Below are 25,400 nucleotides of genomic sequence, written 5' to 3'. Positions count from 1 at the left end.
GGTTAGCGTCGGCAATCTGTCCGGGGCGAAGCAACCTAATAAGCTGTTGCTAGGTTACACATAGCCCGACCCTGGGATCCCATCTGATGTCTCCCGCACAAGCGCCGACTGCCACGTCGGCACAGTTCTGGTATCAGTTCGCGAATCCGGTGCGACTGGATACGACGGCGTCACCGGTTCTTGGCACGTCTCCCTCGCTCGTTTGCGATGGCAGCACCCTCTCAAGTCCCCTCGGCCAATTTTCCGGCATCGAAGGTCTTTGCATCAGAAAATCTGCGTACACCCAAATCGTCGCCTGATCATAAAGCCTCACCAGCGGCTCCTTCGCTTCTCCTGCCTTATCCCAGGGCTGAAGGTCGGAATCTGCTTCACAAAACGCGAAGCGATCAACTCCCTGCTTTTGAAGCTTCAGGCCTTCGAGCCAGCTGTGGACATGACGTTCGAACCCTGCTAAACGCCGTTCTCTTCACCAAGCTCCTGTGTCATCGGCAAACCGCACCTTACTCTCCAGCGCCTGACTCCGACCGCGTCCTGTGGACCCGGAATCGCCTGAACCATCGAAGTTGCCGATAACCCGGGCGGTCTCAACCGGTCGATGCAACACCATCTGATGTGAAGGTGGTGATTATGAGACAAGGCAGACGGTACGGGCTTTCTGCGGCGCAGAGTATTGACATCTGGCGCCTTTGGAAGGCGGGCGAGTCGTTGCATGAGATTGGCCGGGCCTTCGGCAAGTTGCCAAATGACCCGACATTTCAGGAGGTAGACTGGCATCGCATATGGAAGGGTGAATTCGGAATGCCGACGACGAAGGTAAAGAAGAGAAAAAGCAAATGACTGCAATTGAACCATTCCTGAACAGATTGATAGATTACGCGGGGCTCTTTCCTCCCGCAGGCCTCGATATGCTAACGTCGACCCGGAACTATGCCAGTTACCGCTCTGGTAAATATGCATGGGCTCTGGGACGCTTGATCGTCCCAGTTGCGAGGCTGACAGAATTCAGCGCGGCATTGATGGAGGTTGGCAGCGACGAGCAGCTGACACCATGGCTCCTGGGCGCACTCAGCACGGGCAATGCGCAGCAAGATGCTCGCCTGATATCTGGGCTCGATAAGAGGGTCGCAGTTGTTGACGTCCTCGAGTCCAAGGCTGCAAATCTGGCTGAGGTGCATAAGCTGCTCTCAGCCACACCCCCAAAGACAACTCTCTACGTCGAATTTCCCCTGAAGAATTGCAGGCAAATGATTCCTGCACTGAAGGAAGGTAACGCCCGCGCAAAGATTCGCACCGGAGGAGTTACTGCCGATGCCATCCCCAGCGTCGAGCAGGTCGCGGAATTTCTCGCGGCCTGCGCCGAAGCAAAGGTTCCCTTCAAGGCAACGGCTGGACTGCATCATCCTTTGCGTTCCGTTCAACAGCTCACGTATGAACCGGGGAGCGCATCCGCTCTGATGAACGGTTTCATCAATGTCTTCGTCGCGGCAATCATCGCCTATTACGGAGCAACAGAAGAGAAGGTTTTAGCGGTGTTAAATGAACACGATCCTACGGCCTTTCGCTGGAGCAGGCACGCTCTTGCATGGCGTGATCAGGAACTATCCGCGGAACAAATCAGAGAAGCGCGAGAGAACGTCGCTATCGGCTTCGGCTCCTGTTCGTTTACTGAACCTATCGCCGACCTTTTGGATCTCGGATGGCTCTCATGAAACAAAAACGAGCTGGGTTGAATCAACTAACAAACCGCGTTATCTGCTTGGCCATATGTCAGTTCAGACAACGGAGCGTTACCTAGGGTGCAAGCTGCGGATTCATAATGCCGTGAATGATCGAATTGGCCTCGAGCAATCGAAGTCTGCTGTTCTGAATAGCCGACCTCTCCAAGTTCCCAGCGAACCTATGAACATGCGATGACCGGTCACTCTGTTTGGTCATTCACTTCCGGGTCGTCGGCAAACCTTCCGTTACGCGCCCGAACGGCCAACGACGGGTAAGGTGCGGGTTGCCCGTAATTCGCCCAGAACTCAGAAATCTGCAAAGTCTCGTGTCCGCACGGCTCGGTGAGTGAGTTGGCGATTTACCACTCATCGAGAAGGACACTCAGGGTTTCGCGAGCATGCTCTGGAAACCCTAAGCTTCCCACATCGGTCAGGTCTTCTAGTGTTACCAGCGACCTTCCAGGAATTGCTTCCTGTAAATATAGGTCTCAATCTCCCCTGGGTCTGTAGCGATGGTCCGAAGCTCTAACCCGTCGTCGTCAATCACAAGGTCATCGTGTGCTGTAACACCCAAGGAGACACGTTGCGTGTCATGGAGCCTGTACAGTCCGGATTCACCGTATACGTGCCTTCAATGGTTACATTTACGATGTTTCCGTTTGCGTTTATTGTCGCGGTTGCGGTTGTATGCCCATTCCCGTCGAAGGTTTGCCTACCGATCTCACCAAAAGGACCGGCGAGTGCGGCCGGGACAGCGGTAGGGAGAAGAGTGCCTGTGGCGGTGTATCCAAAGCTGCCGCGCAGGGTAGCGTTTGAGCAAACTTTATTCTCACCAGCCTGAGCCCTGGGCGCGATGCCCAGAACGAACACGATGGCGAAAGCAATGAAGAGTCTCGTCGGTGCAATGCTGCGTTTCATAACCGCCTCCTTGAGGCATCCAGTGGGCTCTCATTGGAAGGGCAACCAATCCGAACGTCTTCCAACTCGAGGCAATGCAAAAGCGATGCGACGCAAATCTGGGCTGGTCCATCGACCGTCTGCCAAAAGTGAAGCCTCCCTGTCTTAATCCATTCCCGGATCTGTTCCGCCGTAAACGGGTCGGCCAGGCTGTCGCTGTCGAGCGTGATGACCTCAACTTCGGTACGGCACTCTGGACATAAGGCCAAAGCTACCTTTGCCCGTCGAATGATCATGAGGGTCTCAGTCTCGACAGTGATTCTTGTTGTCTTCACGGCAACGGCACTCCCATGCGTCGATCGTTTTTGAGTTACGACTGGCCGCATCCTGCGCGCAATCCGGATTACAAGTCTTTAGAGAGCGCTGTAATACTTCTTACAAAATCTTTCATCCTTTGTTCTGAGTGAAAGCGAAGGGTTTACGAGACGCTCCAGCCAGCGCGTGGCCCATTCAGTTCTCACCCATGAGTGGTAGAATCGCTGCCAAATCGAAGATGCACTCGGTACATATAGGTTGAGAACGCCGCCGATGCCTACATCCAGCCCGAAACGGCGTTCAAGATCGGTCGAGGCATGGCAACCGGACTCAAAGTACTCTACGAATTCGGCCCCTTTCAGGTCGACCCCGATAGACAGGTCCTACTGCGCGAAAATCAACCCGTCGCGATCACCCCTAAGGCCTTCGAAACGCTGCTCATCCTTGTTCGCCACAGCCGGGAGGTCGTCTCCAAGGACGAACTGATGAAGGCGGTATGGCCGGATTCCTTCGTCGAGGAAGCGAACCTGAGCCAGAACATCTTCAGGATTCGCAAGGCGCTGGGTGTCGCCCCCGGAGACGAGCGATACATCGTGACGCTTCCTGGACGCGGGTATCGTTTCGCTGCGCAAGTGCGCGAAGTTGTGCTGGACGGCGAGGACCTGATCATAGACACCCGCTCCCTCACGCAGATCGTGGTTGAGCAGACGGACTTAGTGCCAAATGGCACCCCAGACAAATTTCCGGACGCGTCGCTGGATACACTCCTATCCGGTCCGCCGCGCAAATCAATCTGGAAGTATCCGTTGCTAATTGCCGCAGTCGTCTTGGTTACCACCGTCGCCGCCGGGGTCTACTTTTTCTACTCCGGAAGCAGAAGAGCCCATCAGGCTGGGCTAAAGTTCACGCAGCTCACCGATTTCACGGATTCCGCGACGGCTCCCGCCTTGTCGAGGGACGGTCGCATGCTTGCGTTCATTCGCGGCAGCAGCGGTTTCCTTACGGCCGATCAAATCTACGTGAAAGTGCTCCCCAACGGCGAAGCCAAGCGCCTGACTGACGACCCGCGGCCGAAATACAATTTGGCCTTCTCCCCGGATGGGTCCCAGATCGCCTACACCGTGCTGGAAGTTCCCACTTTTGCAACCTACACTGTCTCGGTACTGGGAGGCGACTCCCATCTTTTCCTGCGCAACGCGGCTGGGCTTACCTGGCTGGACGAACGCCAATTGCTCTTCTCCGAAATCCGCTCGGGTCTGCATATGGGGATCGTTACCGGAACGATTACGCGCGGGAACTTCCGCGAACTATATTTTCCGTTACCGGAACGGGCGATGGCGCATTATTCCTTCGCTTCTCCCGATCGCAGATCGGCTTTGGTGGCCGAGATGGACGAAACAGGGGCGTGGGTCTCTTGTCGGCTCATCTCTCTCGACGGCCGCTCTGAGACTCGATCCATAGGGCCGACGGGCGCGTGCAAATCCGCAGGCTGGTCTTCCGATGGTTCATGGATGTATTTCACCGCGGCGGTCGAAGGGCAGAGTCATCTGTGGCGCCAGCGTTTTCCGAACGGGCAGCCGGAGCAAGTCACTTTTGGCCCCACCGAGGAGGAAGGAGTGGCTGTGGAGCAGGATGGCCGGTCTGTCATCACCTCAATGGGAGTTCATGAAAGCGCCATCTGGATTCATGACACCGATGGAGATCGATCTTTGTCTTCGGAAGGAGAAATAGTCGAGGACATTAGCACCTTGCCGACGCCTACCGGTGGCCTTTCACCTCCCTCCTTTAGCGCGGACGGCAAGACCCTTTACTACCTTCTGCGGCGGCATCAACCGGCGGGCTCGGGCCCGGAGCTTTGGCGCCTGATAGTTGAGTCTGGCAAAAGTGAAGCGGTGTTCCCCGGCGTTTCTATGCTTGCCTACGATGTATCGCCGGATGGTAAACAAGCAGTCTATGCCACCGCGGCGTCCGCCGGAAAATCCCAATTGTGGCTAGCTCCTATCGACAGAAGCTCCCCGGCCAAACGAATCGGTCATTCGGGCGACACGTCGCCGCATTTTGGCCCGCGGGGGCAAATCTTGTTTCAATTCACGGAGGGGAACGTCAACTACATGGGGCAGATGAACCAGGACGGTTCTGGGCGTTCGAGAGCCGTCCCATACCCGATTAGTGTTGTCCAAGGCATCTCGCCCGGCCGGCGATGGGTTATGGCAGTTGCTCCCCTTCCAGATGGCACAAGCGTAAGACCCATGGCGATTCCAATCGACGGTGGACCTCCGCGGATCATGTGCGATGGCCCTTGCACTCCAACATGGTCGTCGAACGGAAAGTTCCTTTTCATCTCCGTCGAAGCGCCGTCGCGCACGAGCACCGGACGAAGTCTGGCGATCCCGGTTGGCCCGGGAGAAAGCTTGCCGAGATTTCCGCCGAGAGGAATCAGGCCGTTCGCAGACCCGAGCGTCGTGCCAGGCTCGCGATCAGTCAACCGCGCCGGGCTTGTGCCTGGCTCGGACCTCTCGCATTTCGCATACGTGAATACCACGGTGCACCGAAATTTGTATCGAATCTCGTTCCCCTGAGGGTCCTGTTTCCTTCACGACGGCCTCACGCTAACGCGCCCAGGCCGCCGGAGAGTTCCAGGAAAACTCTGGACAAGGCCGGATCGTGATCCGAGATCCCAAACGAAGCCAGGTGCATTTGTATAGACAGAATCTCGATAAGCGATAACAGGGCGATGCGCTCATTGAGCCGGAATTTTGGGGGTTCTCTCTGTCCTGGGTGGTTGGTCGGCCATCCGGAAGTTGCCGGTCCTCTATTCACAGTTGGTGCTAGATCGACTACTCAGTGAGTGCCTCTGGCGGCAACCTGCTTGAGCAAAGCCTTATTCTGCACGGCCCATTCGCAGAGCAATGCGACGGCTTCGGCGAACTTGTTGCCGGCTGGCGTGAGGCTGTAGTCAACATGAGGGGGACAACTGGATGAACCAGTCGGTTGAGCAGTCCGCGTTTCTCCAACTTCCGCAGCGTCTGAGTGAGCATCTTTTTGGAGATGTCTGGGATCGAACGCTGCAGCTCGTTGAAACGACGCGTGCGGCCTCTCATGCAAAACAGGACGATTGGGGTCCAGGTATCGGCGATGATCTGCAACACCTGTCTGGCTGGGTACTGCGGATCGTAAAGCGGTTCTGCGACTTCTGATCGGGTCTTTGTTTTCATAGTCCTTCGACAGTCACCTTTTAGTGACTACTTGTTTGCTGGTTACTTAGTCTCTAGAGTAAATGAAGATGCGCGGGAGCGCCCTTTATGAATGATGTCTTGGAGACAGGTACACAGCAGACAAATTCGTTGGTGGTTGATATGGTGTCCGATTTGATCTGTCCATGGTGCTTTGTGGCGAAGCGGCGGGTAGAGAAAGCGGCGGCGATCCTTGGGGAAAAGGTCGAGATGCATTGGCTTCCCTTCGAGCTGAATGCCGATATGCCAGTCGATGGCCTCGACCGGCGAGTGTACCGCTCGGCGAAGTTCGGCAGTTGGGAGCAATCACGGCGGCTCGATGCACAAGTCGCGGCTGCCGGCGCGGAGGTTGGAATCACCTTCCGTCACGACCGAATGAAGCGGACACCGAACACTTTTCGCGGTCATGTCCTGCTTGCGGCGGCCCTGAAACAGGGTTTGGAGATGCAGGGCAAAGTCGCGGAGCGGTTGTTCCAAGCCTACTTCGTCAATGGTGAGGACGTGGGCGATCCGGCGGTGCTGCTAAGCATTGCTCGCGAGTTCGGCGTCTCGGCGATCTCGCGCGTGGAAGACTTCGACAGCTCGGAGTTGGTGGCCGAGGTCAAGGCTGCCGAGCGCCAAGTCTCCGCCGGCGTCCAGGGAGTTCCTCAGATCTCTTTTAGTGGACGAGTTCTTGCGAGCGGTGCACAACATGAAGAGCTGCTAGCGTCAGCAATTCAGAAGATTCAGGGTGGTCAATGTGAGAACGGCGTCTGCACGGTCTGATGGAGAGCACGATGAAACGAGCGACGGTTGTTGGAGGCTCGCTTACCGGTTTGGCTGCAGGAATCCTGCTTCGGAAGATCGGATGGGAGGTCAATATCTTCGAGCGGAGCCCGCAAAGCCTTTCCGATCGCGGAGCCGGGATCGTTCTGCAACAGGAGACGTTAGAACTACTTCAGCTCTGCGGAGCCAAGGGCGATGTCGGCGTCGCGCTCAACTATCGTAAGTATCTTGATGCAAGCGGATCGGCTGCCTCGTCTGACAGGATGCCGCAGTTGATGACATCCTGGGGCCTCCTCTACTCATGGTTTGAGCGGAGCTTCCCGGCTGAGCACTATCACCTGGGAAATGAGTTCGACAGTATGCGGCAAGATGGCTCCTCCGTCACCTCACATTTCAAGGGTGGCATGGAAAGCAAAGCCGATCTTCTTGTCGCCGCCGATGGCTTCCGGTCGAGCATCCGAGGTCTACTCTTGCCGGAAGTTCAACCGGAGTATGCGGGCTACGTCGCTTGGCGGGGCGTGGTCCAAGAGAGTGACCTTTCGCCTGATGTCCTCAAAGTCTTCGAGGACAACTTCACCTTTTTCAGGATGGCAGAGAGCCATATCCTCTGTTATCTGATCCCCAGCGAAACGGGAGATACGGGCGTTGGACAACGCCGTCTGAACTGGGTGTGGTACTGGAACCTGACTGAAGCCGGGCTCGATTCGGTGCTTACGGACGCGAATGGCGTTCGCCGAGCCTACGCGATTCCGCCCGGGGCACTCCATCCTGAGCAGGAAAGTAGGCAGCGCAAGATCGCGGAGCGGGTATTGCCGCCTGCCTTCAAGGAATTGCTAAGGGCGACGAAGGAGCCGTTTGTGCAGGCAATCATGGACTTGGCCTGTCCGCAGTTGGTCTTCAACCGCACGATCCTGATGGGAGATGCTTCTTTCGTGATCCGGCCACACACGGCGGCAAGCACCTCGAAGGGCATTGCGAACGCCTTCGCGCTTGTGGGAGAACTGGCCGGAAAGCAGGAATTATCCGAATCGCTCGATCATTGGCAGCGGTCGGAGTTGAATCGAGGCCAGCGACTGATGAGCTATGGGCAAGGTCTCGGTAGGTCGCAAGGGCGCTAAACAATCAAAAGAAACGGGAGATCGATCCAACGGCACCTGCTTTCGCCCCACGCTCCAAGTGTGTCTGGACTTGGACAGATTAGTGCTGACAAATGAACATCTCGTCATTCACTTCTGGATTGTCGGCAACCCTTCCGTTACACGCCCGAACGGCCAACGACGGGTAAGGTGCGGGTTGCCCGTGATCCGCTCGGAACTGCGGCACTTGATTTCGCTTTTTGAGGATCAGACCTCGCGAAGCCCTGAACTAGGCTTGTGACTGCGGGCTTCTGCAGGACAAGCCCGTCATAACTCCTGAACGAGAATCCCCGCGATAGACTGCACCTTTCTGCCGATGGACCGGCAATTCCTTCAGGCGGGTTTTCATACCTTATTGCGATAATCGATGTGATGGAGAATGGACCAGGAGAGCCGTAACTACAATCGCAAAGACAAGGAGATTTCCGGCGGCGTCCGTCCAAAGCAGGCCGTGTGCGCCGAAATAGTGGTACATCTGGCCTTCCAGCCAGATCATGGACACGACTGCCATCACACTAAGGGCGGTGAGGGCGCTGAACCAGGTGCTTGCATCACCGATGTCGTTCCCTACCACATCCAGCGTGAGCGCTACAGCCCGGGCCTGACAGAAGCCGGCGGTCAGGAGGTAGATCAAACTCCCCGCGAAATAGGAGGACGGGCGGCTGGGAGCGAGCAGAACCATCGCGCCCACTGCGTTGGTTAGCCCCGCGCCCACGTAGGTGAGACGGCGGTCCCAATCGCCTGGGACGAGGAGACCTAACAAGGAACCGGCAGCGAGCAGTATTCCGCCCGCAACGCCGTTATTCCAGAGTACGCCCTGGGCGTCTACTCCATAGCGGGAGGCAAGAGCGGGAAGCAAAGGTTGCGCGGCGCAGGTGCAAGCAGGCGAAATCATCAGCAAAATACTCCACCGCCTGCGCGGCGACCGGAGCACGGCCCGCGCTTCCCGACCCATCTCCGCAAACCGGCCGCGAAACCAGTACGACGAGATGGGCGGCGGTTCGGAGATGGTTAAGGCAAGTAGCGCGGGCAGCAGCATCAGGGCTGCCATGGCAATTCCTATCGAGGGCAGGGAGACTCGTTGAGCCAGCCACAACACCAGGGCTGCCCCGAGTACGCCGCCGCCGAAGTTTCCTGCCTGATTCCAGGCCGCCGCCTTTCCTTGGCCCGTGGCCGAAAGGGTTGTCGCCATTAATCCGCCGCAACTGGCATAGACCAAAGCGAGCACAGCGCCGCTAAGGAAGAGAAGCACAACTAGCACGTTGAAATTGGAAGCGCCTATAAGCGGGCATGCGATGAAGACGAGAGCAGCGGCGCTCAGTGCTGCCAGCACCAGCCAGGTACGGCGGCGCAACCTGACGTCGACGACGGGTGTCCAGAGGAACATCAACATTGGTGGAATCTGCAGAATCGCCGCCATTCGCGAAATCTGTTCAACGCTGACGCCGGACTTGCTCAGTAGAAACGGCAGAGCCGTCCAGATGAAGCCGATGAACATTCCCAACGGGAGGATGAGCACGCCAAATGCCCACGGAGCCGGCCATCTTCGTTCCGTGGAAAGTTCATTCTGGTGTCCCCCGTTGGCAAGGTCGTTCATCGCTAATCCGCACTCCCGGCCGGATTTTGCAATCTTATCTCGATTTGTGCCCGTTCCTAGCGCACGCGGTTAAGCGTGTGAATGCGTCGATTCATCCATTTCCCAAATTCTACCTTGCATCTATATTTGTTGGCGGTTTGTCGGCAAACCTTCCGTCACGCGCCCGAACGGCCAACGACGGGTAAAGTGCGGGTTGCCCTTCATCCGGGAGGTTTAGGCTATTCGGCACATCTGAAGTGTTCACTGAGTAATCGGCGATCGTGCGCTCGTTGACTGTCATTTCTCCCAGTGACGCTCATAAAGGAGAGGATTAAACGAACCCGACCATGTCGGGCTGTTTTTAGAATTCGATCCGTCCTTGAAATGCGATCATCCGCGGTGAGCTATCGCCACCAAGACCTACACCAAGTAAGCCTGTGGGCGGGGAGATGGTGCTTTGAAGAGTTCCGAACCGAGCCGGGATTGAACCGCCAGGCACGCCGGCTTCGGCCTGGCTGGGCAGTGCGAAGTTGGGATGGTTGAAAGCATTGAACATCTGTGCGTCCAGGCGGAACGTTATGCCCTCTCGAATGGGGAACGTCTTGGTGATGTAGATGTCCGAGCTTGTGTAGTGCGGCCCGCGAACGGAGTTGCGTCCCGAGTCGCCGAACTGACAGTTCACTGGCGAGTCTCCTCCAGTGCACGCTCCGGTTGCGGGATCGACTACAGAGACGAACGCATTGGGATTGAGCCATTGTTTCGTGCCTGCCACGGTCACGCCTGTGACCGCATTTTTGCTGTATACGGATACGCCGGGCAACCGGTTGGCGTAAGCAGGCGCGTTGAACTGGACTGTGCTCGCTCCATTTGCCTGGAAGACGCCGTTACCATTTGCGATGTAAGGCTGGCTTAGTACGCTGAACGGTAGCCCGGAGTGCAGGAAGGCAGTCTCGGAGAAGGACCAGCCTCCGAAGATCTGCCGCAAAACAGCGCGGCTGGAATGGAACGGCACCTGGTAAAGGCCAAAAGCCGAGACATTGTGTCGCACATCATAGTCACAATTTGCGTACTGCCGACGCAGCTCTCCAGGCAGAGGGGACAAGAGGCCCTGTGTGGAGAACGCAAGCAAACCGCCATTCGACACCTCATCGAGACAATGGCTGAGCGTGTAATTGCCGCGCAGAGTCAGGCCGCCCCACTGCTGGGTATAGACGGTCTGCAAGCCTGCATAGCTGCTGTTGGCATCGGTGCGGAACTCGTTCACATTGCCGGAGCGCTGGTCGAGCGGTTGCTGGTAAGGAAAGGGCGCGAAGCATCCATCGCAGACCGTTTGATAGCCGTTGAGTTGCACCTGGAAAGGCTCATGCAGTCCGCGGGTGCCAACGAAATCTGCACGCAGATTGCCGCGTGTCCCGATCTGCTGCTCGATGCCAAGGTTGTACTGATAGTAGTACGGGGTCTTGAGCGTTCCACTTGGGAAGGTGTTGAGACTCACCGCTAGCGGACAGGTGGGAGCACCAGGCTGAATGCCAACACAGGAGCCCCGCCGGAGCGGAAGGTTGTCTGAAAGGAGTTGTTGGCATTTATGGCGGCATCAATGGCGCTTCCTGGAACACCGGGCGCAATAGCGATGCCACCGACCTGTCCGCCGATGCCACCCACAAACGTAGGATCGTTGGGAGCGTTCATCGCCGCAAGATCGGCGATCTGCATGGGAATGATGTCATTGAAGACTCCAAACCCACCATGAACAGCAGTATGGGAGAGAAGCTGGTAGGCAAAGGACACCCTTGGCTGGTAAACAAACAGCGGCGTTCCCGGAAACAGGTTGTGAACATTACCGAGGACTACCTGATTGAGCGGTGTATTGGTTTCATGCGACGTATCAAGAAAGGACCCGGCTGTTCGGGAGAAGAGATCCTTTGCGCTGGTGACGTTGGTGTTCCAGGTTACGCGCATTCCAGCGGTGAGCGTTGCTTTCGGCGACGGTTTGTACGTGTCCATCGCGTAGTATTCGAGGTTTCCTGACGAAACTCTCTCTTTCAGCGAAACCGGAAAGCTCCGACTGGCTGTATAGGCAGCGCCATAGGTGAACTGCGCAAGATCGTTGTAGGTCACAGTCGGCACGGTGCCTTCACCAAGGTCATAGTTGCTTACGTCGAGGCGGCGAGTGTTGATGCCGAACTTCCACGTGTGCTTCCCATGAGTCCAGGTCAGGTTGTCATTGATCTGCCACTGGGTGACCTTGCGGCCTTGTGGGTACGTATTGTTATTGCCGCCGATCGTTGTGAAAGGGACGCTACTGCTCCCGGATGCGAGCACGATGGGAAAGGTCTGCTGCACCTCAGAGTAGTTGTTTGGCTCGAAGATGCTGGCATACCAGCTTGCACCGGGATTGAACTGGTTCACTAGCCTAGGGCTGAACAGATGGGTGTAGCCGACGACCAGGGTGCGCTGTGGCTGGGGCGAATAGGAGTTGAAGATAGGGTTGATCGGATCGGTGTACGCCGCCTGAAGTCCTGTGTCCTGCTGGAAGCGATACCAGATGCTGTCCTTCGCGCTAATCGTATGGTCGATCTTTACCACGATGAGGTTCTCACCGTCGCTGTTGTTGAGTGATGCCTGGCGCTGGCTGGCGCATCCGTCACCGTTGGTTCCGAGGGGGCATCCGACGATGGGCACGGGTGACCCGCCCTGCGCCGGCAACAGAGAAAACATCTTCTGATAGAACGGAATCTCTGATGGCTGCGCCGGAAGAGAAGTCCCCGTGACCGGATCGGTTCCACCAATGGCTAGTTGCCTCAGGACATACTGCTGATAGGCGGGAGTTGGCAGAGTGATCTGGGAGACGATCGGCAAGGCGATGCGGATGCCTTCATAATGTCCGAAGAAGAAGAGCTTGTCTCTGCGAATCGGCCCACCGACACTGACGCCAAACTCATTTACTGTGGACCGGGGCTTTTTGGCGATGTTGTCTGCCGTGTCGTTTGCGTGAAGGAAGTAGTTCTCAGCATTGAACAGCGACCCGTTCCATATCTCGTACGCATCCCCATGAAATGCGTTCGTGCCGGACTTTGTGAAGTAGTTGACCTGGGCCACGGCATAGCGCCCCTGATCGACGGAGAAGGAGTTCGTGTTCACCGTCGCTTCCTGGACCGCGTCCAAGCCGATGACAAGATTGGTTGAGAGCCCTATGTTCAGTCCGAGCCAGGGATCGTTCGTATCGTAGCCATCGAGAATGTACCCGTTCGATGTCGCGGGCAAACCATTGAATTCGACATTGCCATACCCACCCGCAGCCTTGGCATCGTTCGATGACCCTGCTGTATTCATTAGTGCACCCTGCGCAAACTGGGCCAGATAAGTCAGATCCTGTCCGGGGTTGGGCAGGTTCTTGATTGTCTTAGCGTCGATAGTAGTGGTGGTATTTGGATTGTCGAGGCTGAGTAGGCCCTGCTGAGCCGTCACTTCGACGGTCTGACCATTTGATTGAATCCGAAGCGAGAAGTTCAGCGTGACCGTTCGACCAACACCGACAGGAGTAGGTTCCGATTTGGAAATTGCGAAGCCGTTGGACTCGACCGTGACCTGATAGGTGCCGGGATTAACTTGGGAAAAAGAAAATGGCCGACTGCGTCCGTTCCGCCGGTGCGAGTCGCCTTCGTGTTCACGTCGGTAGCAGTGACCGTCGCATTGGGCACTGCAGCGCCACTCGCATCTGTCACCCCGCCGGAGAGGGCACTGCTGGTTCCGCTCTGCGCTTGAAGCAAGCATGGGTTAATCGCTGTTAATACCATCAAGAGAATGAGGTTGTTGTATCTCCATTCTCGAATTGCACGCATATCGGTCTCCGGTTGTCCTGGTGGGGCCTTGGAGGAATTCAGGAAGCACATTCTTCGACAGTAATTTAGGCCTACCTAAATATATTAGGTACGCCTAAAATAGAACCATGTCAAACCGAAAACGGGAAATTGAGGCATGACAACTCGTCGCGTCAACTTGAACACGGAGTCTGTGGACAACTATCTGAAGGCGATCTTTGCGATAGGCGGGCAAGAAGAGGAGCGAGTGACGAGCAACGCACTGGCGGAGCGGCTTGGGGTCGCCCCAGCGTCGATTACTAATATGCTGCAAAAGCTAGCGGCCTCTTCTCCTCCCCTCGTGGAATACGAGCGGCATAGAGGTGTTCGCCTATCGGCTGCGGGCAGACGGCGAGCGCTTGAGGTGCTGCGCCATCATCGCTTGCTCGAAACATTCCTCTACGAAGTCCTGGAGTACCCTCTCGAAGAGGTCCACGACGAAGCTGAGCGCCTGGAACATTTCATCTCAGAGCGGTTCGAAGAACGCATTGCCGCAAAGCTTGGTCACCCAAAGTTTGATCCCCACGGGCATTGCATTCCTGAGATGGACGGCAGAATGCCAAAGCAAGTATCTAGACCGTTGACAGACATTGAACAAGACGGGAAGTTTCTTGTGGACAGCGTTTCGGATCAGGACCCACTTTTATTGAAGCAACTAAAGGCTCATGGCATCACTCCAGGCGCGCGTTTACAGGTCACTAGTCTGTCCCAGGAAGAATTTGTTCTACGCGCAGGCAACAATTCGAGGGCCTTACGCCTCTCTCGTACTCTCGCGGGTGCGGTCCGAATCCGTTCCGCGGATTAAAGAAGCCAAGCGGGATTTATGTCTTTCAATAGACGCTTGATTCCAACAATCAAACGTGAATTGTTGTAAACAGGACAATGCGCGCCCATTGAGACGGACTCTGCCCTTGATGTCCGAATTCTGGGCGGATGGTCGGCAACCCTTCCGTTACTCGCCCCGAACGGCCAACGACGGGTTAAGGTGCGGTTTGCCCGTAATTCGACCCCAATTGGCCTGTTCACCGTGGAAGGAGATGCCATGAACCTTCATGGTCGGACGAGACTTGTCATCGCCGAATCGCTATCGGGCCTTTGCGAGTATGCCGGCGATCATCTTTCCCAAGTCAAATTTAAAACCGAAGAACCCTGGTTTCATTTCGACGTACTCCCTCATCCAAGACCATTCCCTTTCAATCTCTGATTCGTCGAGCCTATCCAGTGCGTAGCTCGCCTTGTTCGAGTGGAGGGCCGCAAGCAGCTTGCCGAAAAAGATGGAGATGTCGTTGTGTTTTTTATAAATCTCCCTCAGAGGGAAGATCATGACTTTTGCCTGATCTAACCCGTTAGGCGTTTTAATTGCTGTCGGCAGCGCATCAGTCACGACAATCGCTGGTAGGAAAGTGCTCTTCCAATCGTCAGGGACGTCGAACGAACGAGAGTAGAGTGCAGCAGATTCAAAGGAATCTCGGAATGCGGTTGCATCATAGCCCCGAACCACCAAAATGTCGGGTCCAGCTTCCTTACCTAGCGTCATGAAGTACTTGTCGATCTGTTCGCGGATCGCATCACCAAAAGGACCCTCAAGAAGGACGATGTACCAATCGAATCCAATCGTAGGAACTGTTCCGATCTTGCTCGCACACATTGTCATGACAGATCTCCTGGGATATCAAACTCCGAGGTGAGGGGCGGTCTTTAGGCCCGAATCGAGCCGACCAACGGATCGGAGCCAAGTTCCCCTGCCCCTCGGGCCACCTTTGCTCGATACGCCCATGCAGCCGGCATGAACGTGTTTACTGGGAATTATAGTCGGCTGAATAGTTGCCACACGTCAACGCGAAGGAGTAGTAGGAGGCAACGCGGCCAACCGGGTGGGCTATCGGTCCGAAGCAGCCTTCTCCATCGCATTCAAGCGTTGGGCCGGGATCTCGCCCAGCGGATATCGCCGCAGGATGCTTCGTGCTGAAGCGTGAGAACCTGCGAGCACCCGCTCAGTACTTCGTGTGAACTGAAGCGGCGCCGGTCTTGCCAACTCCCGGATGGTCGGCTACACGGAAATAACCAGATGGTGGCGAGGCACAAGATGTTCTTTGGAAGGTCGAAGAGTGTAAGGTGCGGATTGCCCGTGACTCGGGAGATGGACCGCGAACTTATATCTGGCATCGGCCAGCCGGCAACGCCAAAAGCACAGGAGGCCCAACACTAAATGCGCGAAGGACGCGGGATGCCCAGAAGATGGGTAAGGTGTCCGGCTTGGCCGCGAACTCCAATGCGATCGGCTTTCCAATCGTAGTCATCGAAACCTTGCGTCATTGCCAACATCTCTGTGACCGTGTACGCGCGGCATGCGGATACCAGACCATCCCACCAGCATGTGAGCGGAATCAAGGGAACCACATAGGTCCAGAGCAAGCGCTTCCATCGGAATGGTCGTATGAACGGCGTCGCCAATGCGACAAAAATCGGCGTGAATAGGAACGGGACCATCATGAGTAAGCTGCGTTCCGGAATTTCAAATATGCCGACTGGCTGTCGCGCTTGAACTGCGCTCTCCAGCACCAGCCGGGCTGACCTCGGTGCAAAGTGATGGAACGCGTTGAACATGGTACGCAGCCCCACTAGGTTCTTTGGCACGTTTGTGGCATCGACCGGATCAGCGATGTATCGAATGCCAGATGGGTACTTCGAGGAAAGGCGCTGAAACGCAGTGATATTGGGGAATTTGTCAGTCAATGTGAATTGCACATGGATTTCTTCCGCAGCCAGAGCTTCGTATATGGCCAGCACAGGGCCGCCTGCGCCCGTACACAGATCCACTATGCATGATGTCTTCGAGTTTTCGAGCATCGTCCGCAGCAGGGGAACGACTGGCTTGTGCAGAGCGAAGCGGGTCTCCATAAACTGGAGATAGTCTGTCGCAAGGTCCCGGATCGTATGCGGGAACCAGGTCAGATCTTCAAGTTCTACCAGTTGCAAGCGCGGCAGGGGCATGCTCCTCAGATCCTCGTAGATTCGGCGACGAACTCAACATACAGCACTGGCGATCCATTGCGAACGTATTGTAGGCAACCCTTCCGTTACGCGCCCGAACGGCCAACGACGGGTAAGGTGCGGGTTGCCCGTTATCCGCCCGCAACTCGGAAAGTCGGGGGATTTCTCCAAACGTGGTAGTCGATGAGTGAATAGGCGATTTTTCGCCAACTATGCTCTAACCGCGCACAAATCGGCTGCCGCTCATACTAAGGCGCGACCGCTTGCGGTTGAACGGCTGTCATAAATTGCTCCGACTTTGAGACCCAACCGAAATACGCTTCCGCGAGTACGAGCGAGGCATCGTGATTACTTCCCGGCACGCCATGGGGAGGCGTGGGTTGGCTCATGCAATCCTCCAGCAAGACACACGAATAATCTCTATACATAGCGTCTCGGACCGTCGCCTCAACGCAGACACTCGTAGTGCAGCCCGCGATGATGAGGTATTGGATTCCCAGCTTTCTGAGCGTGGCATCCAGATCGGTCTGATAAAAACCGCTGAATCTATGTTTGTAGATGGCTAGGTCATCGGCCTGAGGCTTGAGCTCGTCAACGATATCCGTATTCCATGTGTCGCGGATCAGAATCCGACTTTCCCTACCGTCAGGCGCGGGAGTGATCTTCCCGACGAACGGCGGGTGTTTCAAGCGATTCGGAGAATCGGAAGCACCGAAATCCGAGAGGTCCGGACGAAACGCCATTTTGAGATAAACAATCTTGATGCCCGCATGGCGAGCTGAGGCTAGTACTTTTGCGATTGGGGCGATCGCCTTTCGAATGCCCGAAATGTCAACTCCTGCCAAGTCGAGCATGCCACCCTTAGAACCAAAATCGTTTTGCATATCTACGACAATTACCGCAGTCTTGCTAGTATCTATCGCAATTGTCTCAGGCTTCGCATCGATTCTGACAATCCGGCTGTTCGCGTTCTGAGTCTGTGCCGAGGCTGATTCTGCGCCGCGGCCTCCTACCAATGACGCGGCTGCTGTTGCGCCAAGCAGCCCGAGCACTTCCCGGCGGCCAAAATTGTGCGCTTGCGTCGGTTCTCTTTCAGTGTTTTGAATGTCCCGCGTCATAGCACCTCCGATGGCCTGCCCGCTGAGTGTCTCACAATCAGCCCCCATGTCGTGGAACTCTCAATTGTGTGGTTGACCGGCTCCTCGGAAGGCGAACTGTTGTAAACAGGCGATTACACTCAAAACCCCGCCGACTGGGGGTCGATGAGTGACTTGGCGATTTAGCGACAATTGACACCCCGAGAAAGCACCTCACCCCGATGACTGAAGTGAGGGCCATTTTCGGTGCAATTCGGCGGCACAACGTTAGACTGCGAGACCCACGTCCGTTTTGATGACGGTGACAATCATTTAACGCTGGAATCGCGTGAGGCAAGCTATTTGCACTTCCTACGGAGATTTCAGACTGCGCATCAATTCCTGTGGCTCGAACTGTCTAGAGTATTTTCTACCCGGGAGCGTTCGCCTGCCGCGCCCTCCGCAGCACGACGCACGCGCCAAGCTTGCCACATGTGGCGCCTCTCGTGAGCGGTGATAACGTGAAGTCCGGTGGCCAGGCTAAACCGGATGCCGGGTACCAACGGATTCGGGAATCGAATCCCCGCAAGGTCTAGGTCGGCGTTAGTACGGAGGTAGTCCCGTATTTCGTCCTGTGATGTCGCGAAGCGGGCGAAAGCATCAGCGAGCGAAGGCGACGTTCCCGGCTTGATGTTTCGCGGCGCCTTCATCTTGAACGATGCCTTGACGGGCGGCTCCATCTTTGTCGCAAACCATCGGCCCACGAATCCGGGAAGCGCCGGGCGTCGCCTCAACCGACCTGCCGCGCGGGCACGGATCGCAGGTTCTTTCATCGCACGCAGGTAGACCTGGTTCGTTGTAGCCAGGTGGTCGAGGCATTGCGCCACGCTCCACGAATTTACTTCAGCACGCCAGCACCCTCGCTCTTCGGCGAGGTTTTCCACGAGCAACCGTGCGTCGCGCTCCGCTGCGTCGAGTTGGTCGCGCAGATTTCCGATGTCCGGCAACAATTCTGTCATGGCTCCATACTGTAGGGTATGGAAACGGAGACTGTCAATACTCTTGCGTATGGGAAAATGTCTACTATGGTGCGCAAGGGTACTGGTGCGAAGCGACTCGACGAGCCTACTCTAACTTCATCCGACTGGGTGGAGGGTGCGCTTCAACTCATATCGGAGGCCGGTCTGCGGGCACTTACAGTAGAGGCGCTCGCCGCTCGTCTAGGGGTCACCAAGGGCAGCTTTTATTGGCATTTCAAGGGCCGGTCAGAGCTCTTAGCTGATGCGCTCAGGCGCTGGGAGCATCGCGCCACAACGGAGGCCATCGTAGGATTGTCGGCAGTCACCGACGCTCGTCAGCGGCTCATTCTCATGTTGGAGGCTGCCGCCCAGCCACCAAGGTCACGCTCCCTATATGCAGCGCTTGCCGAGGCCGCAGACGATCCGATTGTGAGACGCGTGCTGAACCGCGTGGCTTCAGCACGAATTGGATTCCTAGAAACTTGTTACCGCGAGCTTGGGCTCCCGGTATCACAGGCTAAAGCGAAGGCTGTGCTTGCGTACGCGGCATACCGTGGGCTTCTGCAGTTGGCGCACGAGGTACCGGCCGTGCTATCTGATGACTGGTCCTCATATGCCGAGGCAGTCCTCCAAGCTCTGGGCCCGGCACCGCGCGTGAAACGCAGGCCCCGACAGCCCGGCTAATTTGGTTCTGCCCCGGTCCGGGGAGTTTTCCGGAAGACACCATTGTGCAGTTCAACTATCTGCCGAGCGTCCGCGGAAAGCTCGCACTCAACAAGGGAGATGCTTCCGGCGCCATTGCGAGTCTTGCGGCCGCCGCACCTTATGAGCTTGGGGCGACGAGAGCCATTGGTTTGGATTGGACGCCTATGTTTCCAGTCTTTGTGCGTGGCGAAGCCTATCTGGCTGCGCGCCGGGGTAGCGAGGCTGCTGCCGAGTTCCAGAAGATCCTCGATCATCGAGGCCTCGTCCTGAACCAACCCATCGGTGCGCTTGCCCATCTTGGCCTCGGTCGCGCTTATGTGTTGCAGGGCGACACCGTCAAGGCTAAGGCGGCTTATCAGGATTTCCTTACTCTATGGAAGGACGCTGACCAGGATATTCCTGTACTGCAGCAGGCCAAAGCTGAGTACGCGAAAATTGCAGCAACAAAGGATTTCGCATCAAACGTTGGGCTTTATCGCTTGTCGCGCCGAAAGTCGCACTGTCGATAACCCCTGACTTAGATTCTCACTCCATATCAGGGCTTAGCACGCAATATAAAAGGCGCCCACTTTGCTGTAGGTTGTGGTTATTCGTATCACCACCTACCGAAAGGAGCGGCGTTATGAGCCAAGAGAAATATATCGGCATGGACGTCCACCAAGCAACGATCTCGGCTGCAGTCACAGATTCCCGGGGAAGTTGATCATGGAAAGTATTCTGGAGACGAAAGCGGCCACGATCCTTGAGTTCCTCCAAGGGCTACACGGAAGTTTATCGGTGACCTTCGAAGAAGGAGTCTCTGCGGCCTGGTTACATGACCTGCTGAAACCTCACGTCACCCATCTCGTGGTCTGCGATCCGCGCAAGAACGCCCTGTTGAAAGACGGCAGCAAGAGTGACCGAATCGATGCGCGAAAGCTGGCGGAGCTGCTGCGTGGCAACCAGCTCACGTCGGTTTACCATGGCGAGCACGGGATGCGCACCATAAAAGAATTAGGTCGCAGCTACCTAACCATTACGAAGGATCTCACACGAGTCATGAATCGGATCAAAGCCCTCTACCGAAGCTGGGCCATTCCCTGTAGCGGTACCAGCGTCTATGCACCGCGGCATCGCACAGAATGGTTAGACAAGATCCGGAACCCGGAGTTCGTCTCCGGGCCGAACGGCTCTATCAGCAACTGGATCTGCTGCAACCAGTGCGTCAGCAAGCGCGACGCGACTTGCTGACCGAGAGCCGCAAGCATCATGCCGTGAAATTGCTTCGCCAGATTCCTTCGATCGGTCCGATTCGTGCAGCCTTGCTGGTTGCGCAGCTGCAGACGCCCCACCGTTTCCGTAGCAAGCGCCAGCTGTGGGCTTACAGTGGTTTCGCGCTGGAGACCCACGACAGCGGCGAGTATCGCTACGTCCGAGGGAAACTGCAACGAAACCGGGAGCGCATGACCGTGCGTGGCCTGAGTAACAACCATAATCCCGATGTGAAGAATCTCTTCAAAGGGGCTGCGATCTCCGCTAGCACTCACCCTGGCCCCCTGTACGATTTCTATGTTGCTCTTCTTGAAAAAGGAATGCGACCGACGATGGCGCGTCTCACCCTGGCACGCAAGATTGCCAGCATCACTCTAACGATTTGGAAGAAAGGAGTGGATTTCGACGCCACACAATTGCATCGGCAAGAAGCTTGAGCGTCTCTGATAAGGAGGCCTTTCCATCTCCGGCCATTCTCTTAGGTGGTGGTCGGTCGGGTTCTCGAGACGCTCGGTTCGAGGTGAGTATCAGTCAATGAGTTCGGCCTTGTGTGCTTCGGCACCGAGTCACTAATGCACGCTATGCCTCCTCGGATAACCAGAAATAGCGATAGGCCACGAGCCTCAAATAGAACCATGGTTGACATTCAAATACCAGGTCCGCTTGCCCAAGTCTAAGACTCGATTGGCGTCGTCACCACCGGAAGATGCAAGCCACGGAATGGCAAACAAGCCAAGACAAACCTCTCGAGCGAATCGAGGGGCACGTTCACAGGCAGTGGGCTGGATCTCGAGACAAAAATCTTCTCGGCGTCCGGTCGAGGGAGAAACTTTTTCTTGACATCCCTTTTTATAGAACTCATTGAGCAGAGTCTACTGCCATACATTTCGCGTTCTGTCCGGTTGGTCGGCCACTCGTCAATAACCCGTCTGCTAACCCCTCCGGACCGATTCGAATCGGAAGACGACCGGTAAGGTGCGGGTGGCCCGTCATCCGCCCGCACTGCTTGATGAGTGATTCGGCGATTTGCAGTTATTGGGATGTATCATTGCACTTCACGAGCATCTGCATGGTTCCGAAACCTGACTCTCTGATTTCCACTTGAGGTAACAAAGATGGAGGACAAAGACTGGATCAACGCGGCGACGCAAGTCCAGGGGCTCGTCATGACGTTGTGGACTGTTTATGTCGCTATTGTGGGTGCCACATTGGCCTTTGTTACGTCTGGCCGAATAATGCTTCAGCGGCCTCATGTAAGATTGTTGGTCATCGCGGCTTATTGGATTGCATCTTCCGTAAACCTCTGGGCTATGTTGAACTTGCGGAAACAGCACGACCTAATGGCTTTTTCGATCAAGGATTCTTCACTCTCTACCCTCAAGCACTATATGTTGCGCCCAAAGCCGCGGGTGTACATCGCAATTCATCTGGGCGTCGATATCGGGATGACAGTTGTAGCTTGGAATCTGCCCAGATTTCCTGCCTAGCTATCGCCAGGGTCGATAGATCGCGCTCTCGTTTAGAAAACAGATGTAAAGTAGCCGCTTGGTCGCAAGATCGACATCTCCCACAGGCGGCTTCAACTTGGCTAAACAAGCCGAGTCCCTAATCGAGCCGCGATATTGCCCTCTCGTTCCCCGCCCGTGGTGGATCGCCGGTAATCCGGAAGTTGACCGGAGCGAAATCAACGTGCTGGGCACGACCACATGGCGCGGAGCCGGGTCGCTTCCGGATGGTCGGCAAACCGCACCTTACTCTCCATCGCCTGACTCCGACCACGTCCTGATCGAACTGCGGCTGCGCCACCGCACGCCTTCGGCGTGGATGAGATTTTGGACACCCTTTGGTAATCGCCGAAGGTGGCAGCATTCCGTTGCAATGGGTGTCAGCATAGCTAGACTCACAGCGCCGCTGATTCCTGCCACGAGGAATGTGACCGTTTGAGTCTGCATTCTTCACTCCTTGACGTGTCCCTGCACCATTGTACGATTAGAAGTAATCTCTCTCATCAAGCTCGGCATCATCTGCCCGAAGAGCAAGCAACGATATTGCGGGATCGATGAGTGATTCGGCGACAGTGCGCTGATTGAGATTCAATCCCAAACCAAAACTGATTAGAGCGACAGTGTCACGAAATCTCGCGGACGGTTCTGTCGAAGATGTCCTGCAAGTGCCCTTCACTCTTCTTACCGTTCAGCGCCTGCCGAAGGAAAATTTCTAAATCTCGCTCGCCGAGCAAGAGTACGATTCCCCGCTTTTCGCTGCTGATGCGTCGGATATGCTCCAGATAAGTCCTCTTAAGCTCTGAGCCGCCACGATGAATCAAGAGCGCAGCTCTTCCAATCTTGTCGTTCATGTAGTACGAGACCTGATGGAAATCATCAGAGGTCAAATCCTTGTAGTTCTTGCACTCGCAAATGATCTGCGTCGCCCCATACTGCTGTCGAAGCATCTGCCAGAACGGGATACTCGAGTGATTGGCGACAATGATGTCGCGGATAACTTTGCCGGAAACGTCGCGGGATTTCGCTTCGAGGTTGGTGAGCGCCTTGTAGAAGCAGAGCCGTAGAATGTCTTCAACAAGCTTTTCGTAGTCGGCTGCACCCTTATCGCCATATTCCAATTCTCGGAGCTTCGTTTGTAGGACAGCCAACTTGGCGTTGTAAACACCAAGCGATGTGGATTCCGGTAATTCCGCAACGATGCCTGACTGCCTTAAGAGAACGTCATCCCCAATTCGGTTGACCAGTGCGCTTTGGAGGCCCAGCGCGTCCACGTAAGTCGGATGAATCACTATAATGCTGTCGTCGGCGATTGTTGGCATCATCGCCAACGGCGATTCGCTGGATTTGAACACGACCCCGTCAGCTCTCTTGAGACCCGCGAAACCCAAATTATAGAGAAGCCTGATAAGGAGTTCCGGCGAACTGTAGCTATAGATCCAACTTTGACAGCTGTCCTTAATCTCACCGTCCAGAAGCAATCGTTTGGTCAGGTCGTCGATCGCCGCAACCGTATATTCAGTGCCAAGCCCATAGAATTTGGACAAAACGATTCCTAGTCGTGGATAGTTGTCTGAATACTCGTCGGAAAGATCCTTGAGCCGCCCTTCCGAAAACTTCTTCTTAGCTGCCTGCAAATCCTGGTACGAGATTCGCGAACGCAGGTGCGCTTGAGGCGACTCCAGGGCAGAGGCCACGTAGATCAACACGTCACGGGGTCGGTACTGACAATAGCCGAAAACCTCGTCCTCGCTAGTTCCGGTTGAGGGCTCTTCGAAGAACACGTTCCACGTTGGTCCCCCGAGTGCTGGCTTTGCGAGCAGATTGCGATTCAGGCGGCGCTCGATGAACTCTCGCAGCATTTCCCGAGTCCATTCCAGCGAGACAACTGCGGTTTCTAACCTGGCCGACTCGCGGTCCATATTCCGAACTTTCTCGAAGACATTCTCGCGGATAAATACTAGTGGTCGCACGCAGCAAACTGTGGCGTTTAGCTCCAGACATGCGTGCATCAAAGCCATCACGAGTACCGCAGCCTTATCGGACCCATTCCATGAATCGTCAAGGCGATCAATCAGTACCGTGACCTCATGACGTTGTGTGGTCGCCTCCTCTGCCATCTCGTCAGCAAGTTGCTTGGACCTGGCAACAAACTTCAGCCACTCCTTGGGCTTGCCTTCCAGACATTCGAATCCTTCAGAAATGAAGTTCAGCAACCTGAGATCGAAGTCGTACTGCTCAACGTCATTCCTCTCCCGAGTGATGGCCGTTGTTGAGCGGAAACGGTATAGGCTCTGCTTAAACCACACCGCAAGAACCTCATCGAGAATCGCGCGTTTGAAGCTGCACACGAGAGTCTTGAAAGGCTGTTGATGCACATCTGGTGACCAATCAGTCGGGATGTACTCGTCGGCTGCCGCAAGGAGCTGGGGAATTAGCAAAAGTGTGTTTTTCGAGTTCTTGGATTGCAGATAGAAGGTAATCGCCGTCTTTCCGGTGCCTCGCCGACCCACAAAGAACGACTTTGGCCGATTCGGGTCCAGTGCCGCCCGCATTGCGGGAGTTTCGACAAACAGGGAGGGGTGCGCCCGGATGAGATCGTATTCAGCAAAGGACTGCCCGACGCTTGCCTTCTTAAGTGCATCCTTAGGGAGTTGGAATGGGGCATTGGACTGTCCTTTCGCCACGTCGACCTCGAATCTTGGAATATCGCCAACGTAACCCCCTTGGCGACTCGCAACAGTTTGCTCTAGCGTCCAGCGTAACAGGCCGCCGAATCAATGCGATGCACCCTTTCGGTGTAAGTACAGTTCTGATTGCTCGACCACTCGCAGGTGTAATCGCCATATGCTCGATCCGACAAGGACATTGTGGGACCCGAAACGGAGCGAGACGTCAAGATCGGGGAGCGCGGGAACGCATCCGAGCGCGTCGAGGCTCTTACGTAACTCATAAAGATCCCGCCTCGACGCCGGGGAGTTGTGAGACATCCAACTTCGCGGCATGCTCGGCAGTCCCGGTTGTTGCAATGTAGTATCTGCCCATACGGTGGAGAGGAGCCAACCCAAGTTACATAAGTAGTTGAACAGCGAGCCTTTTGATGGTCACCGAGAATGCCAGGTTGCTGCGGTCCGGTGCCGTGCGGGGTTTCGCCTGACAAACGTGGGTCTTTACTGTGGTTCCAGAGGGCGGCGGATCTCGGCTACTCGGCGGAGGACCGATCGATTTCATGAACTGAGAGCTGATGTGTTATGTAAAACGGCGTTTTACGGCAAGTATCGGCTAGAGTCTGTCGGAGAGATAATAGGCTGGAGCGGTCGCGCTTCGGGCACCGACTCCCCGGCTGGAGTTCA

22 protein-coding genes and 1 pseudogene are annotated in these 25,400 nt (G+C 55.8%); 11 read left to right on the top strand and 12 right to left on the bottom strand.

What is annotated here, in order from left to right; all coding sequences use genetic code 11:
* Nucleotides 1-627 precede the first annotated feature (627 nt).
* Together RBB80_RS30515 and RBB80_RS30510 are read left to right on the top strand one after the other, a co-directional pair.
* Nucleotides 628-837: a hypothetical protein gene (locus RBB80_RS30515; RefSeq protein WP_433965878.1), complete on the top strand. Its 210-nt coding sequence runs from the start codon at nucleotides 628-630 to the stop codon at nucleotides 835-837.
* Nucleotides 834-1,709 carry a hypothetical protein gene (locus tag RBB80_RS30510; protein WP_433965877.1) on the top strand — a complete coding sequence of 292 codons (876 nt, stop codon included), beginning with the start codon at nucleotides 834-836 and terminating at the stop codon, nucleotides 1,707-1,709. The genes RBB80_RS30515 and RBB80_RS30510 overlap by 4 nt, the downstream gene beginning before the upstream one ends.
* Before the next feature lie 552 nt (nucleotides 1,710-2,261).
* Here RBB80_RS30510 and RBB80_RS30505 read toward each other — a convergent pair.
* Nucleotides 2,262-2,636, bottom strand: a complete 375-nt coding sequence (locus tag RBB80_RS30505; protein ID WP_433965876.1) for a hypothetical protein — start codon at nucleotides 2,634-2,636, stop codon at nucleotides 2,262-2,264.
* Between the two features lie 611 nt (nucleotides 2,637-3,247).
* Between RBB80_RS30505 and RBB80_RS30500 the strand changes: the two genes are divergently transcribed.
* A complete protein-coding gene (locus tag RBB80_RS30500) occupies nucleotides 3,248-5,509 on the top strand; it encodes a winged helix-turn-helix domain-containing protein (RefSeq protein WP_433965875.1) in 2,262 nt (753 codons plus the stop codon).
* A gap of 262 nt (nucleotides 5,510-5,771) precedes the next feature.
* Here the strand turns inward: RBB80_RS30500 and RBB80_RS30495 are convergent.
* Nucleotides 5,772-6,031 (bottom strand): annotated as a pseudogene (locus tag RBB80_RS30495) (winged helix-turn-helix transcriptional regulator).
* A gap of 201 nt (nucleotides 6,032-6,232) precedes the next feature.
* On the opposite strand from RBB80_RS30495, the gene RBB80_RS30490 reads away from it, so the two are divergent.
* A complete protein-coding gene (locus RBB80_RS30490; RefSeq protein ID WP_433965874.1) occupies nucleotides 6,233-6,928 on the top strand; it encodes a DsbA family oxidoreductase in 696 nt (231 codons plus the stop codon).
* Nucleotides 6,929-6,939: 11 nt separating this feature from the next.
* Nucleotides 6,940-8,046 (top strand): FAD-dependent monooxygenase, encoded by a 1,107-nt coding sequence (locus RBB80_RS30485; RefSeq protein WP_433965873.1) that lies wholly within the window; start codon nucleotides 6,940-6,942, stop codon nucleotides 8,044-8,046.
* A 370-nt stretch (nucleotides 8,047-8,416) separates the two neighbouring features.
* On the opposite strand, the gene RBB80_RS30480 is transcribed toward RBB80_RS30485, so the two are convergent.
* The 4 genes from RBB80_RS30480 to RBB80_RS30465 form a co-directional block, all read right to left on the bottom strand.
* Entirely contained in the window at nucleotides 8,417-9,661 is a 1,245-nt protein-coding gene (locus RBB80_RS30480; RefSeq protein WP_433965872.1) for an MFS transporter, read from the bottom strand.
* A gap of 340 nt (nucleotides 9,662-10,001) precedes the next feature.
* Nucleotides 10,002-11,135, bottom strand: coding sequence for a hypothetical protein (locus tag RBB80_RS30475; protein ID WP_433965871.1), 1,134 nt, complete (start codon nucleotides 11,133-11,135; stop codon nucleotides 10,002-10,004).
* A gap of 2 nt (nucleotides 11,136-11,137) precedes the next feature.
* Nucleotides 11,138-13,108: a hypothetical protein gene (locus RBB80_RS30470; RefSeq protein WP_433965870.1), complete on the bottom strand. Its 1,971-nt coding sequence runs from the start codon at nucleotides 13,106-13,108 to the stop codon at nucleotides 11,138-11,140.
* A 41-nt stretch (nucleotides 13,109-13,149) separates the two neighbouring features.
* Nucleotides 13,150-13,437 (bottom strand): carboxypeptidase-like regulatory domain-containing protein, encoded by a 288-nt coding sequence (locus RBB80_RS30465; protein WP_433969973.1) that lies wholly within the window; start codon nucleotides 13,435-13,437, stop codon nucleotides 13,150-13,152.
* 181 nt (nucleotides 13,438-13,618) lie between these two features.
* On the opposite strand from RBB80_RS30465, the gene RBB80_RS30460 reads away from it, so the two are divergent.
* Nucleotides 13,619-14,305 carry a metal-dependent transcriptional regulator gene (locus RBB80_RS30460; RefSeq protein WP_433965869.1) on the top strand — a complete coding sequence of 229 codons (687 nt, stop codon included), beginning with the start codon at nucleotides 13,619-13,621 and terminating at the stop codon, nucleotides 14,303-14,305.
* A gap of 279 nt (nucleotides 14,306-14,584) precedes the next feature.
* On the opposite strand, the gene RBB80_RS30455 is transcribed toward RBB80_RS30460, so the two are convergent.
* The 4 genes from RBB80_RS30455 to RBB80_RS30440 all read right to left on the bottom strand — a co-directional run bounded on the left by RBB80_RS30455 (nucleotide 14,585) and on the right by RBB80_RS30440 (nucleotide 18,589).
* Nucleotides 14,585-15,154 (bottom strand): hypothetical protein, encoded by a 570-nt coding sequence (locus RBB80_RS30455; protein WP_433965868.1) that lies wholly within the window; start codon nucleotides 15,152-15,154, stop codon nucleotides 14,585-14,587.
* 551 nt (nucleotides 15,155-15,705) lie between these two features.
* A complete protein-coding gene (locus tag RBB80_RS30450; RefSeq protein ID WP_433965867.1) occupies nucleotides 15,706-16,494 on the bottom strand; it encodes a hypothetical protein in 789 nt (262 codons plus the stop codon).
* 248 nt (nucleotides 16,495-16,742) lie between these two features.
* On the bottom strand, nucleotides 16,743-17,612 hold the full coding sequence (locus RBB80_RS30445) for a cysteine hydrolase (RefSeq protein WP_433965866.1): 870 nt from the start codon (nucleotides 17,610-17,612) through the stop codon (nucleotides 16,743-16,745).
* Between the two features lie 353 nt (nucleotides 17,613-17,965).
* Nucleotides 17,966-18,589 carry a DinB family protein gene (locus RBB80_RS30440; protein ID WP_433965865.1) on the bottom strand — a complete coding sequence of 208 codons (624 nt, stop codon included), beginning with the start codon at nucleotides 18,587-18,589 and terminating at the stop codon, nucleotides 17,966-17,968.
* A gap of 66 nt (nucleotides 18,590-18,655) precedes the next feature.
* Here RBB80_RS30440 and RBB80_RS30435 point away from each other — a divergent pair, with 66 nt between their 5' ends.
* From RBB80_RS30435 to RBB80_RS30415, 5 genes are all read left to right on the top strand, one after another.
* On the top strand, nucleotides 18,656-19,273 hold the full coding sequence (locus RBB80_RS30435) for a TetR/AcrR family transcriptional regulator (protein ID WP_433965864.1): 618 nt from the start codon (nucleotides 18,656-18,658) through the stop codon (nucleotides 19,271-19,273).
* Between the two features lie 44 nt (nucleotides 19,274-19,317).
* A complete protein-coding gene (locus RBB80_RS30430) occupies nucleotides 19,318-19,803 on the top strand; it encodes a tetratricopeptide repeat protein (protein ID WP_433965863.1) in 486 nt (161 codons plus the stop codon).
* Between the two features lie 196 nt (nucleotides 19,804-19,999).
* Complete coding sequence (locus RBB80_RS30425) at nucleotides 20,000-20,524, top strand: IS110 family transposase (protein WP_433964100.1); 525 nt, start codon at nucleotides 20,000-20,002, stop codon at nucleotides 20,522-20,524.
* Nucleotides 20,525-20,547: 23 nt separating this feature from the next.
* Complete coding sequence (locus RBB80_RS30420) at nucleotides 20,548-20,982, top strand: transposase (RefSeq protein ID WP_433964099.1); 435 nt, start codon at nucleotides 20,548-20,550, stop codon at nucleotides 20,980-20,982.
* 678 nt (nucleotides 20,983-21,660) lie between these two features.
* Nucleotides 21,661-22,032, top strand: coding sequence for a hypothetical protein (locus RBB80_RS30415; RefSeq protein ID WP_433965862.1), 372 nt, complete (start codon nucleotides 21,661-21,663; stop codon nucleotides 22,030-22,032).
* Nucleotides 22,033-22,296: 264 nt separating this feature from the next.
* On the opposite strand, the gene RBB80_RS30410 is transcribed toward RBB80_RS30415, so the two are convergent.
* Entirely contained in the window at nucleotides 22,297-22,497 is a 201-nt protein-coding gene (locus tag RBB80_RS30410) for a hypothetical protein (protein WP_433965861.1), read from the bottom strand.
* A 176-nt stretch (nucleotides 22,498-22,673) separates the two neighbouring features.
* A complete protein-coding gene (locus RBB80_RS30405) occupies nucleotides 22,674-24,734 on the bottom strand; it encodes a P-loop ATPase, Sll1717 family (RefSeq protein WP_433965860.1) in 2,061 nt (686 codons plus the stop codon).
* Nucleotides 24,735-25,400: the final 666 nt, after the last annotated feature.

The organism is Tunturiibacter gelidiferens, from assembly GCF_051013345.1.
Lineage (GTDB): Bacteria > Acidobacteriota > Terriglobia > Terriglobales > Acidobacteriaceae > Edaphobacter > Edaphobacter gelidiferens_A.
Note: the sequence above shows the minus strand (reverse complement) of the source record. Positions and strands in the feature narration are given on the sequence as shown.

Coding starts and splice junctions, on each gene's coding strand:
- RBB80_RS30515 (WP_433965878.1), top strand. CDS start 628: ATGAGACAAGGCAGACGGTACGGGCTTTCTGCGGCGCAGAGTATTGAC.
- RBB80_RS30425 (WP_433964100.1), top strand. CDS start 20,000: ATGGAAAGTATTCTGGAGACGAAAGCGGCCACGATCCTTGAGTTCCTC.
- RBB80_RS30460 (WP_433965869.1), top strand. CDS start 13,619: ATGACAACTCGTCGCGTCAACTTGAACACGGAGTCTGTGGACAACTAT.
- RBB80_RS30440 (WP_433965865.1), bottom strand. CDS start 18,589: ATGACAGAATTGTTGCCGGACATCGGAAATCTGCGCGACCAACTCGAC.
- RBB80_RS30455 (WP_433965868.1), bottom strand. CDS start 15,154: ATGACAATGTGTGCGAGCAAGATCGGAACAGTTCCTACGATTGGATTC.
- RBB80_RS30415 (WP_433965862.1), top strand. CDS start 21,661: ATGGAGGACAAAGACTGGATCAACGCGGCGACGCAAGTCCAGGGGCTC.
- RBB80_RS30410 (WP_433965861.1), bottom strand. CDS start 22,497: ATGCAGACTCAAACGGTCACATTCCTCGTGGCAGGAATCAGCGGCGCT.
- RBB80_RS30505 (WP_433965876.1), bottom strand. CDS start 2,636: ATGAAACGCAGCATTGCACCGACGAGACTCTTCATTGCTTTCGCCATC.
- RBB80_RS30510 (WP_433965877.1), top strand. CDS start 834: ATGACTGCAATTGAACCATTCCTGAACAGATTGATAGATTACGCGGGG.
- RBB80_RS30500 (WP_433965875.1), top strand. CDS start 3,248: ATGGCAACCGGACTCAAAGTACTCTACGAATTCGGCCCCTTTCAGGTC.
- RBB80_RS30435 (WP_433965864.1), top strand. CDS start 18,656: ATGGTGCGCAAGGGTACTGGTGCGAAGCGACTCGACGAGCCTACTCTA.
- RBB80_RS30450 (WP_433965867.1), bottom strand. CDS start 16,494: ATGCCCCTGCCGCGCTTGCAACTGGTAGAACTTGAAGATCTGACCTGG.
- RBB80_RS30485 (WP_433965873.1), top strand. CDS start 6,940: ATGAAACGAGCGACGGTTGTTGGAGGCTCGCTTACCGGTTTGGCTGCA.
- RBB80_RS30445 (WP_433965866.1), bottom strand. CDS start 17,612: ATGACGCGGGACATTCAAAACACTGAAAGAGAACCGACGCAAGCGCAC.
- RBB80_RS30465 (WP_433969973.1), bottom strand. CDS start 13,437: ATGGTATTAACAGCGATTAACCCATGCTTGCTTCAAGCGCAGAGCGGA.
- RBB80_RS30480 (WP_433965872.1), bottom strand. CDS start 9,661: ATGAACGACCTTGCCAACGGGGGACACCAGAATGAACTTTCCACGGAA.
- RBB80_RS30490 (WP_433965874.1), top strand. CDS start 6,233: ATGAATGATGTCTTGGAGACAGGTACACAGCAGACAAATTCGTTGGTG.